15 protein-coding genes and 1 pseudogene are annotated in these 14,799 nt (G+C 41.8%); 2 read left to right on the forward strand and 14 right to left on the reverse strand.

What is annotated here, in order from left to right; translation table 11 throughout:
• Positions 1 to 51: 51 nt before the first annotated feature.
• The 3 genes from FTV29_RS13390 to FTV29_RS13400 all read right to left on the reverse strand — a co-directional run bounded on the left by FTV29_RS13390 (position 52) and on the right by FTV29_RS13400 (position 2,879).
• A complete protein-coding gene (locus FTV29_RS13390) occupies positions 52 to 1,425 on the reverse strand; it encodes a hypothetical protein (RefSeq protein ID WP_180075610.1) in 1,374 nt (457 codons plus the stop codon).
• A 154-nt stretch (positions 1,426 to 1,579) separates the two neighbouring features.
• Positions 1,580 to 2,521, reverse strand: a complete 942-nt coding sequence (locus FTV29_RS13395) for a glycosyltransferase family 2 protein (RefSeq protein ID WP_180075611.1) — start codon at positions 2,519 to 2,521, stop codon at positions 1,580 to 1,582.
• Position 2,522: 1 nt separating this feature from the next.
• On the reverse strand, positions 2,523 to 2,879 hold the full coding sequence (locus FTV29_RS13400) for a GtrA family protein (RefSeq protein ID WP_180075612.1): 357 nt from the start codon (positions 2,877 to 2,879) through the stop codon (positions 2,523 to 2,525).
• Between the two features lie 386 nt (positions 2,880 to 3,265).
• Between FTV29_RS13400 and dapB the strand changes: the two genes are divergently transcribed.
• Complete coding sequence (dapB, locus tag FTV29_RS13405) at positions 3,266 to 4,087, forward strand: 4-hydroxy-tetrahydrodipicolinate reductase (RefSeq protein ID WP_180075613.1); 822 nt, start codon at positions 3,266 to 3,268, stop codon at positions 4,085 to 4,087.
• A 58-nt stretch (positions 4,088 to 4,145) separates the two neighbouring features.
• Positions 4,146 to 4,790, forward strand: coding sequence for an START domain-containing protein (locus tag FTV29_RS13410; RefSeq protein WP_180075614.1), 645 nt, complete (start codon positions 4,146 to 4,148; stop codon positions 4,788 to 4,790).
• A gap of 48 nt (positions 4,791 to 4,838) precedes the next feature.
• On the opposite strand, the gene FTV29_RS13415 is transcribed toward FTV29_RS13410, so the two are convergent.
• The 11 genes and pseudogenes from FTV29_RS13415 to FTV29_RS13465 all read right to left on the reverse strand — a co-directional run.
• The gene (locus FTV29_RS13415) at positions 4,839 to 5,867 is read right to left on the reverse strand and encodes an NAD(P)-dependent alcohol dehydrogenase (RefSeq protein WP_180075615.1); all 1,029 of its coding nucleotides are present in this window, start codon (positions 5,865 to 5,867) and stop codon (positions 4,839 to 4,841) included.
• 4 nt (positions 5,868 to 5,871) lie between these two features.
• Positions 5,872 to 6,453, reverse strand: a complete 582-nt coding sequence (locus FTV29_RS13420; RefSeq protein WP_180075616.1) for a DNA-3-methyladenine glycosylase I — start codon at positions 6,451 to 6,453, stop codon at positions 5,872 to 5,874.
• Positions 6,454 to 6,477: 24 nt separating this feature from the next.
• On the reverse strand, positions 6,478 to 6,723 hold the full coding sequence (locus FTV29_RS13425) for a hypothetical protein (protein WP_005268190.1): 246 nt from the start codon (positions 6,721 to 6,723) through the stop codon (positions 6,478 to 6,480).
• Between the two features lie 15 nt (positions 6,724 to 6,738).
• A complete protein-coding gene (locus FTV29_RS13430; RefSeq protein WP_005173640.1) occupies positions 6,739 to 7,281 on the reverse strand; it encodes a M23 family metallopeptidase in 543 nt (180 codons plus the stop codon).
• 69 nt (positions 7,282 to 7,350) lie between these two features.
• A complete protein-coding gene (gene mutY / locus FTV29_RS13435) occupies positions 7,351 to 8,379 on the reverse strand; it encodes an A/G-specific adenine glycosylase (RefSeq protein WP_100357664.1) in 1,029 nt (342 codons plus the stop codon).
• A gap of 160 nt (positions 8,380 to 8,539) precedes the next feature.
• On the reverse strand, positions 8,540 to 8,899 hold the full coding sequence (locus FTV29_RS13440; RefSeq protein ID WP_005268188.1) for an HIT family protein: 360 nt from the start codon (positions 8,897 to 8,899) through the stop codon (positions 8,540 to 8,542).
• Positions 8,900 to 8,993: 94 nt separating this feature from the next.
• Positions 8,994 to 9,728: a dienelactone hydrolase family protein gene (locus FTV29_RS13445; RefSeq protein WP_180000602.1), complete on the reverse strand. Its 735-nt coding sequence runs from the start codon at positions 9,726 to 9,728 to the stop codon at positions 8,994 to 8,996.
• A gap of 163 nt (positions 9,729 to 9,891) precedes the next feature.
• Complete coding sequence (locus FTV29_RS13450; RefSeq protein ID WP_005173644.1) at positions 9,892 to 10,581, reverse strand: FKBP-type peptidyl-prolyl cis-trans isomerase; 690 nt, start codon at positions 10,579 to 10,581, stop codon at positions 9,892 to 9,894.
• A gap of 48 nt (positions 10,582 to 10,629) precedes the next feature.
• Positions 10,630 to 11,334, reverse strand: coding sequence for an FKBP-type peptidyl-prolyl cis-trans isomerase (locus FTV29_RS13455; RefSeq protein WP_005094756.1), 705 nt, complete (start codon positions 11,332 to 11,334; stop codon positions 10,630 to 10,632).
• 165 nt (positions 11,335 to 11,499) lie between these two features.
• A complete protein-coding gene (locus tag FTV29_RS13460; protein ID WP_180075617.1) occupies positions 11,500 to 13,683 on the reverse strand; it encodes a polysaccharide biosynthesis tyrosine autokinase in 2,184 nt (727 codons plus the stop codon).
• A 434-nt stretch (positions 13,684 to 14,117) separates the two neighbouring features.
• Positions 14,118 to 14,678, reverse strand: a pseudogene (locus FTV29_RS13465) (hypothetical protein); the annotation flags it as partial.
• Positions 14,679 to 14,799: the final 121 nt, after the last annotated feature.

The following is a 14,799-nucleotide window of genomic DNA, read 5'->3' on the forward strand; positions in this document are numbered from 1 at the left end:
AGCGAGGTCCTTTAACGTAAAGGTAACGTCTGTTATGCGAAATAGAATACTTCATTTTCGAACATACAAATCATAACCAGTATGGATTTTAGATGTACTATCAAAAAAGTAATGATTGTTAATAATGTTACAGATTTTATTTGGCTCGTCACACATATCCACCTCTGTCATCACCAGGTAGGGTGACTTTCCAAGTTCCTTTATATAATAATCATTCGCATAGCTTCCAAACATGATCTGAGGATGGTTAGACCAGATGAGTTTATTAACATTTTTTAAATCAGAATATAAATACACGAGATGAGTGGAGCGAATATTCAGAGCGCTATTATCGATGCGTGCTAATTTATTTAGATGACTGAGATCTTGTTGCGCTTGAGCTGTATTAATATAGTTTATCTTATGCATATTATCCATTCGGATGGGGAGGCCATAAGCTAGAGCTACAATCGCCGGAAGCAATGTAGCCACTGTTATTTTTACTTTTTCTTGAACTAAGACTGTCCAAAACATGATTGATAGGGGTATAACCATTGGCTCTAAGTAATGACTATAACCATGATCTGAGACGAAAGCACCTAAAATCGTACCAACATAGAGTAGTAAAGTAACATAAAAGTTTTTATCTCTTTTTGTTTTTATTACATAAAAAATGACTATAGGAAGAAATATAACGATGAATTTAGATAAATATACTAAGCTATTTAATCTACTAGCCGAACCTGTATAGCCAGTTAAAAACTGATATTGTAGTGTAAAGTATTCAGTTACACTTTGATGGGTGAAATAAAATGGAAAGAATAAAATAAAACATAAAAATAAGAAGCCAGCTAAAAATTTAAGAATCCTATAGATATAGGATTCAAAACCCTTAGAAAAGAACATGTAAAGGGTACTAGGCATCATTATTGCGGCTGCTAAGTAGTTGATATTAAATAGTAAAGAAGCTGTTGCCCCTATAAGAAAAAACTGATACTTAACATTAATTTTTGACGTATAAAAAAATATATACAAACATATAAAAGGTAACATTAGCATTTCCGTATTACCGGAAAAGTTCTCAATCAGAAATGAAGAAACTAAAAGAAATGAGCTTACAACCAAAAATTTATTGAAGTTTTTACCACTTAAAATAATGGAACTACTCAAAGCACACGCAAATGCTATTAATAAATATAGATACTTTTGACCAACCAAGTAGTGGAAAAAACCGTATATGTAGTAAGTTAGTAGTGGCTTGTGATCAAAAGTATTACCATATGGTAAGGTTAGTGACTCAAAAATATCTTTTCCAATTATAGTATATATGGTGGTATCGATAGCGGTATAAGCTTGTTCATGATACAGGCCTACTAACAAACAAGTTATAGTCAAAAATATCATTAGATAGAATATATTGACTTTTTTTCCTAAAGATTCATTCATAATCTAGTCTTCTCAATATTAAAACTAATGTGGTTCCGTTAATTAGACCACTCAATTCAGTTCTATAAGTGATAAATCCGCTCTCAATATTTAAATTATGCTGCCATTACTTTTAGTAAATGTTGATCATAAAGTTCATTTGGTGTTGCCTTATTCAAACTTTACTCTGCCCTTCATTATTTAAATCTCTTTTTAAAATATATCTTGGTCGTTTCTTAGTTTCCATATAGATCCTACCAATATATTCCCCTAAAACGCCTATTCCTATAAGTTGTACACCACCTAAAAATAGGATTGAAACTAATAATGACGGATATCCTTTTACATCATTTCCCCAAATAATAGTTTCTAAAACCAACCAAGAACCATATAAAAAAGATAAGGTTGCAATTAAAAGTCCAACATATGTCCAAATTCTCAAAGGTATTGTTGAAAAACTTGTAACCCCTTCTAATGCAAGATTCCAAAGCTTCCACCCATTAAACTTGGTTTGACCAGCACTTCTTGTAGGACGAACATATTCAACAACATCGATCTTTCCACCAACCCAAGAAAGTACTCCTTTCATAAAAAGGTTTATTTCAGGTAGTCTCTTAATATTTTCTACAATCTCTCTAGACATTAATCGAAAATCACCAACATTTTCTTCAATTTTAGGTGAGCTAATCTTGTTATGTAATCGATAAAATGCCAAAGCCGTTGATCTTTTTAAATAGCTATCAGTACTTCTGTCACTTCGTTTAGCTAAAACCATATCAGCTCCGGCCTGCCACTTTGCAATGAGTAGCGGAATAACCTCAATGGGGTCCTGAAGGTCAACATCAATTGGAATAACAGCATCACCAGTTGCATGCTCTATCCCTGCAAATAAAGCAGGCTCTTTACCAAAGTTTCTAGTAAAACTTAATGCTCTAACAAACTTATCTGTAAGTGATAGTTCGTTAATAATTAATTCTGTTTTGTCTTTACTACCATCATTAATGAAGATGATCTCCACATCATATTTCTTAAGGGGAGCATAATTTCTAACAGCGTCATAAAAAATAGGGATAGCTTCTTCTTCATTAAAAACAGGAACAATTAGAGATATTTTCATACTACTTCCTAAACACTAAATATTTTGAATATAAAAAACCCAAGATTAAACTTATGATTGAAAAACCTATCAATGTTATAGCTATATTTAAGTGATACAGATCCGATAAATATCCAACTAAAAATGACAAAAGCCCCATAAAACAAATAAAAGCGATGTATCTATAAAAGTTAACATGAGAATCGAATGTCCATTTTGCATTTGCAAAGAAACTAAAAGTTACAGCTACACAAAAAGCGATTAGATTAGATACAGCTTGTGATTGAGAAAAAAAAATATAGAGTATAAAAAATACACAGTAATGTATTATTGTGTTCAACACTCCAACTGAGACGTATTTAAAAAAAAGTTTTTGCATTTATTTTGAAATGTGAATTGATGGCCGACAGTATTACAATAATAAAATAATATTACAAATAACTTATTAATTTTCCTAAAATTAACATAATACACCTTATACGAAATTCTTTAAATTATTTGTTTTAATTCAGTTGTTTATGTTGTATTGAAAAGCCCAATCCTCACCGATTGGGCTTTTTTTATGATTATTCACGTTCCACGCTTACTATTTGAGCAATGTTCCACAACTTTATAAAGCCAATCTAATCAGAAAATTCTAGATATATAAAAATCGCTCATAACACCTTTCATATCTTTTCATTGATTTTTATGCAATGCATCTTAGTGTTATTCCGCAGTTTTGCTATAGTAAGAGCAATTTTGGATCAACATCAGGACTATGTTATGTCAGCTACACCACGCATTGGAATCTTGGGTGCAGGCGGCCGTATGGGGCGTATCCTCATTCAGGCTGTGCATGAAGCCAGTTATCAATTGGCAGCTGCAGTAGAACGCCCTGAAAGTACCCTATTAGGCGCAGATGCGGGCGAACTTGCCGGGATTGGTGCAGTCGGTGTCAAGGTGGTGGGTAGTCTTGCAGAGGTGGTCAAAAACTGTGATGTCGTGATTGATTTCACCGCACCGGCAGCGACCGTCAATCATCTGAAAATTTGCCGTGAAGCAGGTGTTGCCATCGTGATTGGTACCACGGGGATGAATGATGAGCAAAAAGCTTATTTAGATGAATCAGCAGCTGAAACCCCTGTGGTTTATGCAGCGAATTATTCAGTCGGTGTGAACGTATCGATTAAACTGCTTGAACTGGCATCGAAAGTCTTTGGTGATACGGTTGATATCGAAGTGATTGAAGCGCATCACCGTCATAAAGTGGATGCACCATCGGGTACTGCACTCATGTGGGGTGAAGCGATTGCGGATGCTTTAGGCCGTGACCTGAAAGAAGACGCTGTGTACTGCCGCGAAGGTCATACCGGTCCGCGTGAGCGTCAAAGCATTGGTTTCCAGACCATTCGTGGTGGTGATATCGTCGGTGAACATACCGCCATGTTTATTGCCGATGGGGAACGTGTGGAAATTACCCATAAAGCCACCAACCGCATGAACTTTGCCAGCGGTGCAGTACGTGCTGCTGCCTGGGTGGTCGGCCGTGATGCACGTAAATATGACATGAAAGACGTGCTGGGTTTTAACGATATTCAGGTTTAAAATCCAGTCAAAATCATTTATAAAAAAGATCTAAAACTAAAATAAGACGAATAATAAAATGCAAAAAATGATTTTCCTGCTCTGTGCAGTGGCGCTTGGTGCCATTGTGCAGGCAAAGCCGCTGCATACGCCCAAACTCAGTATTGATAAAAATAATATCAAGGTCTGGACCTATCAGAATCAGCAAAACCCGGTCTTTCTGTATAAAGCTGAAACCACCTACCATGCACCGATTGAAAATGCCGTGTCGCTGATTCTGGATATCGAGCAGGCGGTACAATGGGTACCCTATATGGGCAGCATCAAGGTCTTGTCCCGCGATGATAAAAAAGGCGATTTCACTTTGTATATGGTGCTGGATTTTCCATTTCCCTTAAAAGACCGTGACCTGATTGTACAGGGCAAGATGATCAAGGAAGCCAATGGCCAGATCACCATCAAGAATAAAGCCATCCAAAGTGGCTATCCTTTAAATCCGGATTATGTGCGTTTAACCGATTATCAGGGCGACTGGACTTTTCAGAAACTAGCCAATAACAAGGTCAAGGTTTCAACCTATGGTTATGCCAATCCGGAAGGTTCCATTCCTTTGACCTTCGTAAATATGTTCGTGCAACAACAACCTTATCAGATGCTGCAGAAAATGAAGACCGAGCTGGCCAAGCCTTCACCTATTGCGGTCTTGCCTGAAGCCCTACAATAAAAAAGACCCAATTTCTGGGTCTTTCTAACAGCTGAAAATAGGCAGGATTTAAGCTTCAAAATCCGCTTTAAGTACAATCCGGTAACGCGCTTTACCGGAATGCAGATGTTCAATGGCCTGATTCAGCTGTGACATCGGGAAGACTTCAATTTGTGGGGCAATATTTTTACGCGCAGCAAATTGCAGTAACTGACGTAAGGCTGCCGGTGAACCGGTTGGAGAGCCGGTAACAGACTTGGCGCCGCCAATCAGCATGCCCGCCGGAATTTGCATCGGTTCTAAAGGGAGACCGAGCATATGTACTGTACCGTTCGGTGCCAGAGTGGCCAGATAAGCCTGCCAGTTCAAGGTGACATTGACCGTACTCAGCAATAAATCGAACTTGCCACGCTGTGCCTTTAGGGCAGCAACATCACGACTATTCACCACATGATCTGCGCCCATGGCTTTCAGCTCATCGGTCTTGTCCAGATTTGATGTGAAAGCCGTAATCTCACAGCCCCAAGCTTTGAGCAGTTTAATTGCGATATGACCCAGACCCCCAATCCCGATCACGCCAACATGATGAATGGCCTGAATCTGATGTTTCAGAATCGGATCAAATACGGTAATCCCGCCACAGAGTAAAGGGCCGGCACTTTCAGGATCCAGATCTTCAGGCAGGGGAATGACCCATTGCCAGCCAGCACGGACCTTGTCGGCGAAACCACCGGCATGTCCGACAATAGTCGCCACTTGGCCGCCAGTACAGAGTACCTGCTGACCTGAAATACACGGATCGCAATACTGGCAGCTTTCCGCAGTCCAGCCAATGCCGACACGCTGGCCAATTTGCAAACCTTTGGCTTCTGCACCGAGTTGGGTGATGGTTCCAATAATTTCATGGCCTGCAACCACAGGGTAAACCGAAGAATTCCAGTCATTATTGATGACAGAAATATCGGAGTGACACAGGCCGCAGTATTCTACTTTGACTTCAACCTGATGCGGCTGCAGTTCTCCGGCATCAAATTGATAGGGTTCGAGTGCAGCACCTGCTGACATTGCAGCATAAGCGTGGATAATATTATTCGACATAAATTCAGCTCTTCTTTGAATGGGAGGATCTTGTTTTAAAGTGACAATGATTTTCGTGATCATCGACCATACCGACGGCCTGCATAAAGGCATAACAGATGGTGGGTCCAACAAATTTAAAACCGGCCTTTTTTAAGGCTTTTGACATGATCTGGCTTTCGATAGTCTGTGCCGCTGCCTGACGATAATCCGCAACATCATTATTCAGTCGTGGTTGCTGGGCAAAAGACCAGAGCCATTGCCCTACATTGATGCCTTGCTGTTGCAGCTTGAGCCATGCTTGGGCATTTTCTAGAATGGCATGCAGTTTGCCACGATGACGGATCAGGCGAGCATCCTTAAGCTTGAGGTCGAGTTGTTGATCTGTAAGTGCTGCAATCGACTGAATGGAATATTGAAAAAAATGTTCACGATACGCTTCACGTTTTCTGAGTACGGTAATCCAGGCTAGACCGGCCTGCTGTCCTTCCAGACACAGCATTTCAAACAGGCGATTTTCATCCAGCAGGGCTTGTCCCCATTCCTGATCATGATAGGTGATATACAGCGGATCATTGGAGCACCAGCCACAGCGTTGCAGAGTCATGCCATGCTCCTTATTTTTATAGTTTTATAATTTAAACACAGCCCATTGATCTTGCTGATTATCCCAGTAAGACAGTTCAGCCTGATCCAGATCGCTAAATTGAATCCACATGTCTTTACCACTTTTGTCGGCATAACCGGTACTGATCAGCAGCGCATCTTCGGTAATTTCCATCACCCAGCCCTGATAGCTTTGACCATTCAGTACGATTTTTTGTTGATTGCCTGATTCAGCAAATTCTACCAGACGGTTGATCAACATTTCTGACATGTAAATATCCTAAAATTAACGTAAATAGGGGTAGGGGTTGACCACACCGCGCCCCTTGCCCTGTAAATAAATACCATAATGCAGATGTGGTGCAGTATGTCGGGCATTACCGCTATTGCCCACATAGCCGATGAGCTGGCCTTTTTTGACAGCATCACCTACTTTCAGGCCGCGTTTATGTCCATCCAGATGTGCATAATAATGCCAGGAACCGCCCGGACCGAGAATCCAGACTACTTTACCACCCAAATTGTTATTGCGTAAATCTGCAATCAGACCTTCTGTGGCACTAAAGACTTTGGTTCCACGTGGAGCCATGATATCAATGCCCTCATGCAAACGTCCGCGACTGCGCGACGCACCCCAGGTATCCTGTAATTCACGTGCCTGTACACGTGCCACCGGGATGGGCAGTGAAGAAGGCATTCGCTTATTTTGCAGTTTTTGTACCAGTAGCGGATTTAACTGTGCAGAAGAAGGTTGTTTCGGTGTACTGCTACAGGCGGTCAGTAATATGGCAATCAAAGCCACCCAGGTCAAAGCAAGGTATTGGCGCACGTTATTCATCCTTAAATATTGGCAATGCTCATTCTGAGCTGATCGATATGATGCTTTGTCCAGACTATGTCATAGGTTAACGGCAGAGATCAATTTTTTCATTGCTGTCGGCAGACCGCAATCAATGGCTGTCTCTGGACGCATCCAGTTGCCTTGCAGTTCAATCGCCAAATGTTCCTGCTGATCCTGATCCACTGCGAAAACGGTTGCTTCAAGCTGCCAGGTGAAGTGGGTGAAACTGTGGCTGATCTGGACTTTTTTGAGGATATTTTTCAGGCCAAGCTGCTGACATTGCTGTTCGAATTCATGGGTGTTTTCAATAATCGGCAGACACCAGAGACCACCCCACAGGCCGCTATTAGGACGTTGCTGCCAGAGCCATTCTGCACCGGACTGGATCAGCAAGACCTGAGCAGAGCGCACCGGCACTGGTTTTTTGGCCTTTTTAAAAGGCAATTCATTTTCCAGTCCTTGCTGATGAGCCTTGCAATGCTGCTGCATCGGACAATACAGACATAAAGGCTTTTTCGGCGTACAAACGGTCGCGCCCAAATCCATAATCGCCTGGGTATAGTCATGATTGCGTTCGATAGGACAGAGCTGTTCCGCCAGTTGCCAGAGGGCACGTTCATGCACCGGTTTGGACAGATCATCCTCAATAGCAAAGAAACGTGACAATACCCGTTTAACATTACCATCCATGATTACGCCATATTGACGTAAACCGAGTGACATCAGGGCACCTGCAGTGGAACGGCCAATGCCGGGTAAGGCCATCCATTCTTCCAGGCTTTGAGGGAATTGCTGCTGTGCGGTTACGATGCCGGCCGCTTTGTGCAGGTTACGGGCACGGGCATAATAGCCCAGTCCTGCCCAGTACGGTGCGACCTCATCCCAAGAGGCTTGACCCAAGTCCTGAACGGTCGGAAAACGCTGGATAAAGCGTTCATAATATTGCAGCACAGTTTTGACTTGGGTTTGTTGCAACATGATTTCAGAGACCCAGACTTTGTAGGGATCATCTGTCACCTGCCAGGGCAAGTCATGACGACCATGCACATCAAACCATTCTAACAGGGCATCTGAAAATACAAACATGGATAAATAGTAACCGAATAAGCAGCAGCCATTATAGCGGAATCGGCAGGCCTGAAATGTGAAAAGTAGATAAAAACTGCGGAGTAGTGTGTATGGATATCGGCTTAATAACACAAACAATAAATGCTCCGAAGAGCATTTATTTTAAAACAGCAAAGATTTAGTCGCTAATCCCCCAGCGTTCATCCAGCTTCAATACTTTGTCTTTATAGCGCGGAATAATATGAATATGCAGATGTTCGACCTTTTCCTGAAACACTTCGCCATCAATAAAACCGACATGGAAACCGGCGGGCTGGTAACGTAAATTGAGCTCATTACGTGCCTGTTCGAGCAAAGACATCAGGCTTTTACGTTCTTTGTCGGTCACTTCAAAAAATGAAGCCACATGCCGGAGTGGAATCACTACACAGTGACCTTCGGATAATGAATTCGGTTCAGGCAGCACTACACCATAATCATTTTTGGCAATGACATCATATTCGTCATAGTTACAGTAAGGGCAGTTGGTTTCAGCCATAGTCAGCATTCTCCTCTGGTAGGATTTATCGTTCTTTTCTTCAATGATTCTTTAAAGTGCTCAGCTTGATTTCAAGTCGAGCACTTATATCTATTTAAGCCAAATGACGTTCCAATAAGGCATACATCGCCGCCAAGCTTTTTTGTTCCGCTTCAGCATTGTAACCAAGATCCACGCCATTGGCTTTGGCCCGTTCGTCGGCGAGCGGGTTGCTAAAGCCATGTTTGGCATCTTCAAAGACAATCACCTCATGCTCGACGTTGGCCGCATGCATTTCTTCACGGAAACTGGCGACATCATCTAAGGTGACCATGCTGTCTAGCTCACCGTGCAAGACTAGAATTTCGGCCTGAACCTGACCTTCTTGAGCCGGTGCTTTGGCAGCAAGTGTCCCGTGGAAGGTGGTCACTGCTTTTAAAGGGGCATTGGCACGCGCCAGATCCAGCACTACTTTACCGCCGTAACAAAAACCGATGGCAGCAAGTTTCTCTGCATTGACTTCATCCTGTGCTGCCAAGGTATTTAAAGCTGCTGTCGCACGATCAACGATGGTGTCCGGATCTTCAAAGGTCTGCATCATCCACTGGTAGGCCTGATCAGAATGGGTGGTCACTTTTTTGTCACCATACATGTCAATTGCCAAGGCCGCATAGCCATGTTCTGCAAGTTCGCGAGCACGCTGTTCGGTATATTCATTACGACCCCACCATTCTGGTGCGACCAGCACACCTGCAAGGGGTGTATCTGTTTCTGGAGCGGCAAAATAGCCAATCAATGCGCTACCATCCGGCGCAGTATAATGAATTTCACGGGTCTTGATTGCTGCCATGCTGACGTCCTCTATTCTTGTTGAACCGTTTAATTAACATATAACATAGCAAAACTGATCTGAATGTGACATGAAAACATTCGATTAATTATGCTTCATCCATATAAAAAAGAGAGGCCGCTATCGCGCCTCTCTGATTGAATATTTAAAAAAACAGTATTGATTACTTCATAATTTCCAGTAATTCCACATCAAAAATTAAGGTACTGTTTGGCTCAATCACATCACCTGAACCAATTTGTCCATAGGCCAGTTCTGCAGGAATGAAGAAGCGGTATTTGGCACCTTCTTTCATCAGTTGCAGGCCTTCAGTCCAACCGGTAATCACTTGGGTGGTACGGAAGACCACAGGCTGATTACGGGCAATTGAACTGTCAAAAACCGTGCCATCAATCAAACGGCCTTCATAATGTACGCGGACATTGCTATCGGCTTTTGGCGATTTGCCTTTGCCTTCCTGAAGAATCTGATATTGCAGGCCAGATTTAGTCGTTTTTATCCCTGCTTTTTTGGCATTTTCTGTCAGAAAAGCCTGACCGATTTTGGTGTTTTCTTCAGCTTTTTGTTTTAATTCAATCAGCTCTTTGGCTTCACTTTGACGTTTAAACTGGGTCAGCACTCGAGCCATGTCTTCTTCAGTTAAAGTGGATTGTTTTCCGGCAGCAGCAGCTTTTAAACCGGCACTGAAAGCATCCAGATCAATCCCTTGCAAAGAGTCGGCATTACTTTTTCCCATCAGATAACCAAAGCTATAACCGACCTGTTCAGCTTCCGGGCTTTTATTGGTCACATCTTTGGCAAGCAGATTGCCAGAACTTAGCAGTAAAACCATCAAGCTTATTTGTATTTTCATATTTATTCTCAAAATAAAGGAGAGCGCATTGCTCTCCTTATTTATAGATTATTTGACTTCAATGAGTTCCACATCAAAAATCAAAGTACTGTGTGGAGGAATCGTCCCTGGCACGCCTTGTTCACCATAACCAAGTTGAGATGGGATATACAGGGTCGCTTTACCGCCTTCTTTCATCAGTTGCAGACCTTCAGTCCAGCCTGGAATCACTTGATTGAGTGGAAACTCAATCGGCTCGCCACGTTCAACCGAACTGTCAAATACAGTACCATCCACCAGTTTGCCGGTGTAATGGACTTTCACGATTGAAGAAGCAGCTGGCTGTTTGCCCGTGCCTTCTTTAGTCACTAGGTATTGCAAACCGGAAGCTGTGGTTTTTACACCCGCTTTTTTGGCATTTTCTGTCAGGAAACTGTCACTCGATGCTTGTGCCTGTTTAGTGCTATCGAGTTGCTTTTGCTGCATTTCTTTCTGGAACTGTTCGTAAGCTGCCTGTAATTCTTCTTCAGTATACGCCGGTTCAGTACGCGCATGTCCTTCACGTACGCCTGTCACAAAGCTATTAATATCGAGTTCAGGTGGGGTTTGATGAGCCACTTCATAACCGAGAGCATAGCTGATTTTAGAAACAGCAGAGGCATCTTTAGATGCTTTAGTCGTTTGAGCAGCTGGGTTTTGAGTTGCATAGTAAACAGGTACTAGCGCGGCACCGCCTAGAAGAACAGCGACAGCAATCGGTAAGGCCTTGCTCATGTATTATTCCAATCTAATGTTATCGTTGAGGTTCATTCCATCTTAGCAGAAAATTTTGAGAAATCTTGCAGAATGGGTGGTTTTTTAGCAAGCAAATATCGCAGTTTGGTAGAGCTTTAAAAAAATAAAAAAACCAGCAATGGCTGGTTTTTTTATTCAAAAAGATCAACTGGTTTTTGTTTTGGTTTTATAGCTATAAGTATAATCATAGCTATAACTACCACCTGCTGAACGCTGGATATCATTCAGGATAAAGCCATTTACGGTACTTCCCGCTTGTTTAAAACGGTTCACTGTCAGTGCCAATTCCTTCATTTGTGTTTTTGCATAGCGGGCCACCACCAGATTGAGTCCGACATATCGGGACACGATGATCGCATCCGTGACCGCCAGGACAGGAGGCGTATCAATTATAATATGATCATAGTGTGGCGTCAGGTGTTGCAGTAATTCCTGAAACCGTACCGAATTGAGAAGTTCGGATGGATTGACTGGATTTTCACCACAGGTGATGACGCTGAGGTTTGCTACATTGGTGCTTTGCACCATCTGTTCCAAGGTAATTTGCTCATTCAGGTATTCAGTTAATCCATATTGATTATCCAAATCAAAATATTTGTGTATATGACCACGACGCAAGTCCGCATCAATGATCAATACGCGTTTATGTTTTTCTGCCATGATGACTGCCAGATTGCTGGAAACAAATGATTTTCCAACTCTAGGCGCTGGACCCGAGATCATAATAATATTGTTTTTGGCCTGAGACAGAGCGAAATGACTTGCTGTCCGGATGCTGCGCAAGCTTTCGATCGCCATATCATCACTATGTTTAAGGGCTAATAAGAAAGGCAGTTTTTTCTTTTTCAGCAGTTTCAGTCCCGGTTTCTGAACAGGGGAGTGTGCAATATTGGCATAGACGGGAAGATCCAGTTGGTATTCTATTTGGCTACTATCTTTCACTCCAGAACGGAACATATTGCGGAATAATGCCACCAGAATTCCCAAGAAAGTACCGAAGCAAAAAGTTAAGAACAGAATTAATGGCTGTTTCTGTTTAATCACGTCAATCGGTTCAAGCGCAGTATCAATAACATGTACATTGCCAATCTCGCCGGCTTTGGCAATTCGCAGTTGTTGGTAGGAATTGACCAAATTGGTATACAGTTGTTGTTTGACTTCGACTTCACGAGACAGTTGTAAATACTGGCGTTGTATTTCTGGAAGATTTTTAAGTGTCGTATTGAGCTCACGAATCTTGCCATTAATCACACGAAGTTGAGCAGTAACTTCTCGCATGGTCGGATGTGCTGCTGCATATTTAGCGCCTATTTCCGCCTGTCTTTGTTCGAGTAGAGCTCGTTGTGTTTCTAAAGTCACACTCTGATTTAAATATAATTCTGACTCCCGGGTGATGTCGACAGTATTATGCTGTTGACGGAATTGGTTAAAGACCCGCTCTGCATCATCCAGCTGTTTTCTTAAATCCGGTAATTGAGCATCCAAGAAAGCGAGGGTCTGAGCAGTTTCTGCCGAACGACGGGTAATATTATTTTGGCTATAAATTGCCAAAATAGTATTCAGAACTTTGGTGATGTGCTGTTTGTCATGACCTTGGTAGCGAAGCTGCAAAATCCCGCTAAGTTCGCCTTTTTCTACAATTGAATAATTGGCAAGAATAGAATCAATCGCTGAGGGCAAAGAGAGCTTTTGCACCTGATAACTGCTATCTAGCGGATCCTGAGTAAAGATCGCGATTTTCCAGTCGCCCTGCGCAGTCTTGAATTGTACTGGCTGGTTCAGTGCACCCTTGAAAATGGTTTCTTCTGTCACAGGATTGATCAGACTAAAACCCTGTTGTTGAAATTGCAGTAGCAGATTTTTATCCAAATAGGCGGCAGGAACTTCAAACTGTCGAATGTCGAAGCTTTTTTGACCCTCTTTAAAGCGCACAGTTTCAGGTTGATATTCGGTTTGATAATTTACACCTTGAAATAGTCGCTGAACAAAAGTGTCTTCAGTACTGGCAATCTGAAGATCCAAATTTAAGCGATTAATTACTGATTCCAGAATATTGCGTGATTTTAATACCTCAACTTCAGCATTAGATGAAGACATTTGTCCAATGACACTTGAAAGGTTACCCAATAAAGCAGCTGAGGCACCTCTACTTTCTTCGACTTGGACGATGGCATCGACCTTATAATTAATCGCTACAGTGCGTAAATAGAGCAGGACAGCAAGCACGCTGAGCAAGGCACATACGAGGATAAGTTTCCATTGCGCAAACAAGGAAAATAACACCCCTTTTAGGTCAATCATATTTTCGGTATTGTTATTTTTGTTCATAATTTTGCTTTCTAAAAGTTTAAAAGTGATTTTTCCAGTCGATGACGTCGTGTTGAATTAAATTACAGAACTTCATCAAAGACCTGCTGCCCCTGCAAAAATGAATTCCAAATATGCTGGCTTTATTGTTCCCTCAAAAAAAATCTAGTCTGGTAAACCCAGATATTTTTATGATGATCAGGATAAGATTATTTTTATTCAATCTGCTTCATATTTAGTGTTGAACTACATGGAGTTGCAGGCAGATCCCATGCTATTACGTAAATATGCTGTCTTGTGATCAGCGCTGAGCATTACTTCAGCCATCTATATTTATAGATTTAATCTACAAATACGGGCAGATCTCGTTAGTAAACATTCAGTCATTAATCGATGGTTAATATTTTCAAAACAGCTCCCCAAAATCTTTTTAATATGCATAGCTGAACTACCTGCTAGCGTATAGCTGTACCAGCAACATTTGAAAAGGGAAGAATCTGGCTAACCACTCGTTCCCAACGAGTCAGACCTGTGGCATCCACATAGACAATATCATTGCTGTGCATTTTAAACTTTTTGGCCAAGCCAAAATCTCCAAGATTTTTTAAACTTAAATGATATATTTCAGTCATTTGGTTATTTGAATTGTCACGTAAGACGTAAATGCGACTAGCACTGGCTGAATAGGGATTAATCCCTTCACTTTCACCGAGAACATCCGCGAGAGTCATCCCTTGGTCACGTATGGGTAAGGGGGTATTCGTGCCTGCTTCACCCATGACATAGATTTTCTGATTTTCACGAGGACTGATATACAGGGTGTCATTGGGTTGAATTAACAGCTTATGTAATGAATATCCTGCCTTTTCTAATGCAATTGTATTGAGGTCATAGGCCACACCCTGACGCACCAATTGAATAGAGCTAGAGTTACCTTGCTCGTTAATGCCGCCGGCCAGACCCAGTGCTGTATAAACGCTCACGGGCTGATCAGACAAATAAAACTGCCCGGCTTTGTTGCACAAAGATTTGAAATGCAAAGCGCCCCTAATTGAGCCAAATTTAAGGCGTAACTTGGGTAAGTGGTCGACCTAATTCCGTAAATCTGTTAAGGACTGCTACACGTGCATGGATCTC

Source organism: Acinetobacter sp. YH12254 (assembly GCF_013417415.1).
GTDB lineage: Bacteria > Pseudomonadota > Gammaproteobacteria > Pseudomonadales > Moraxellaceae > Acinetobacter > Acinetobacter pseudolwoffii.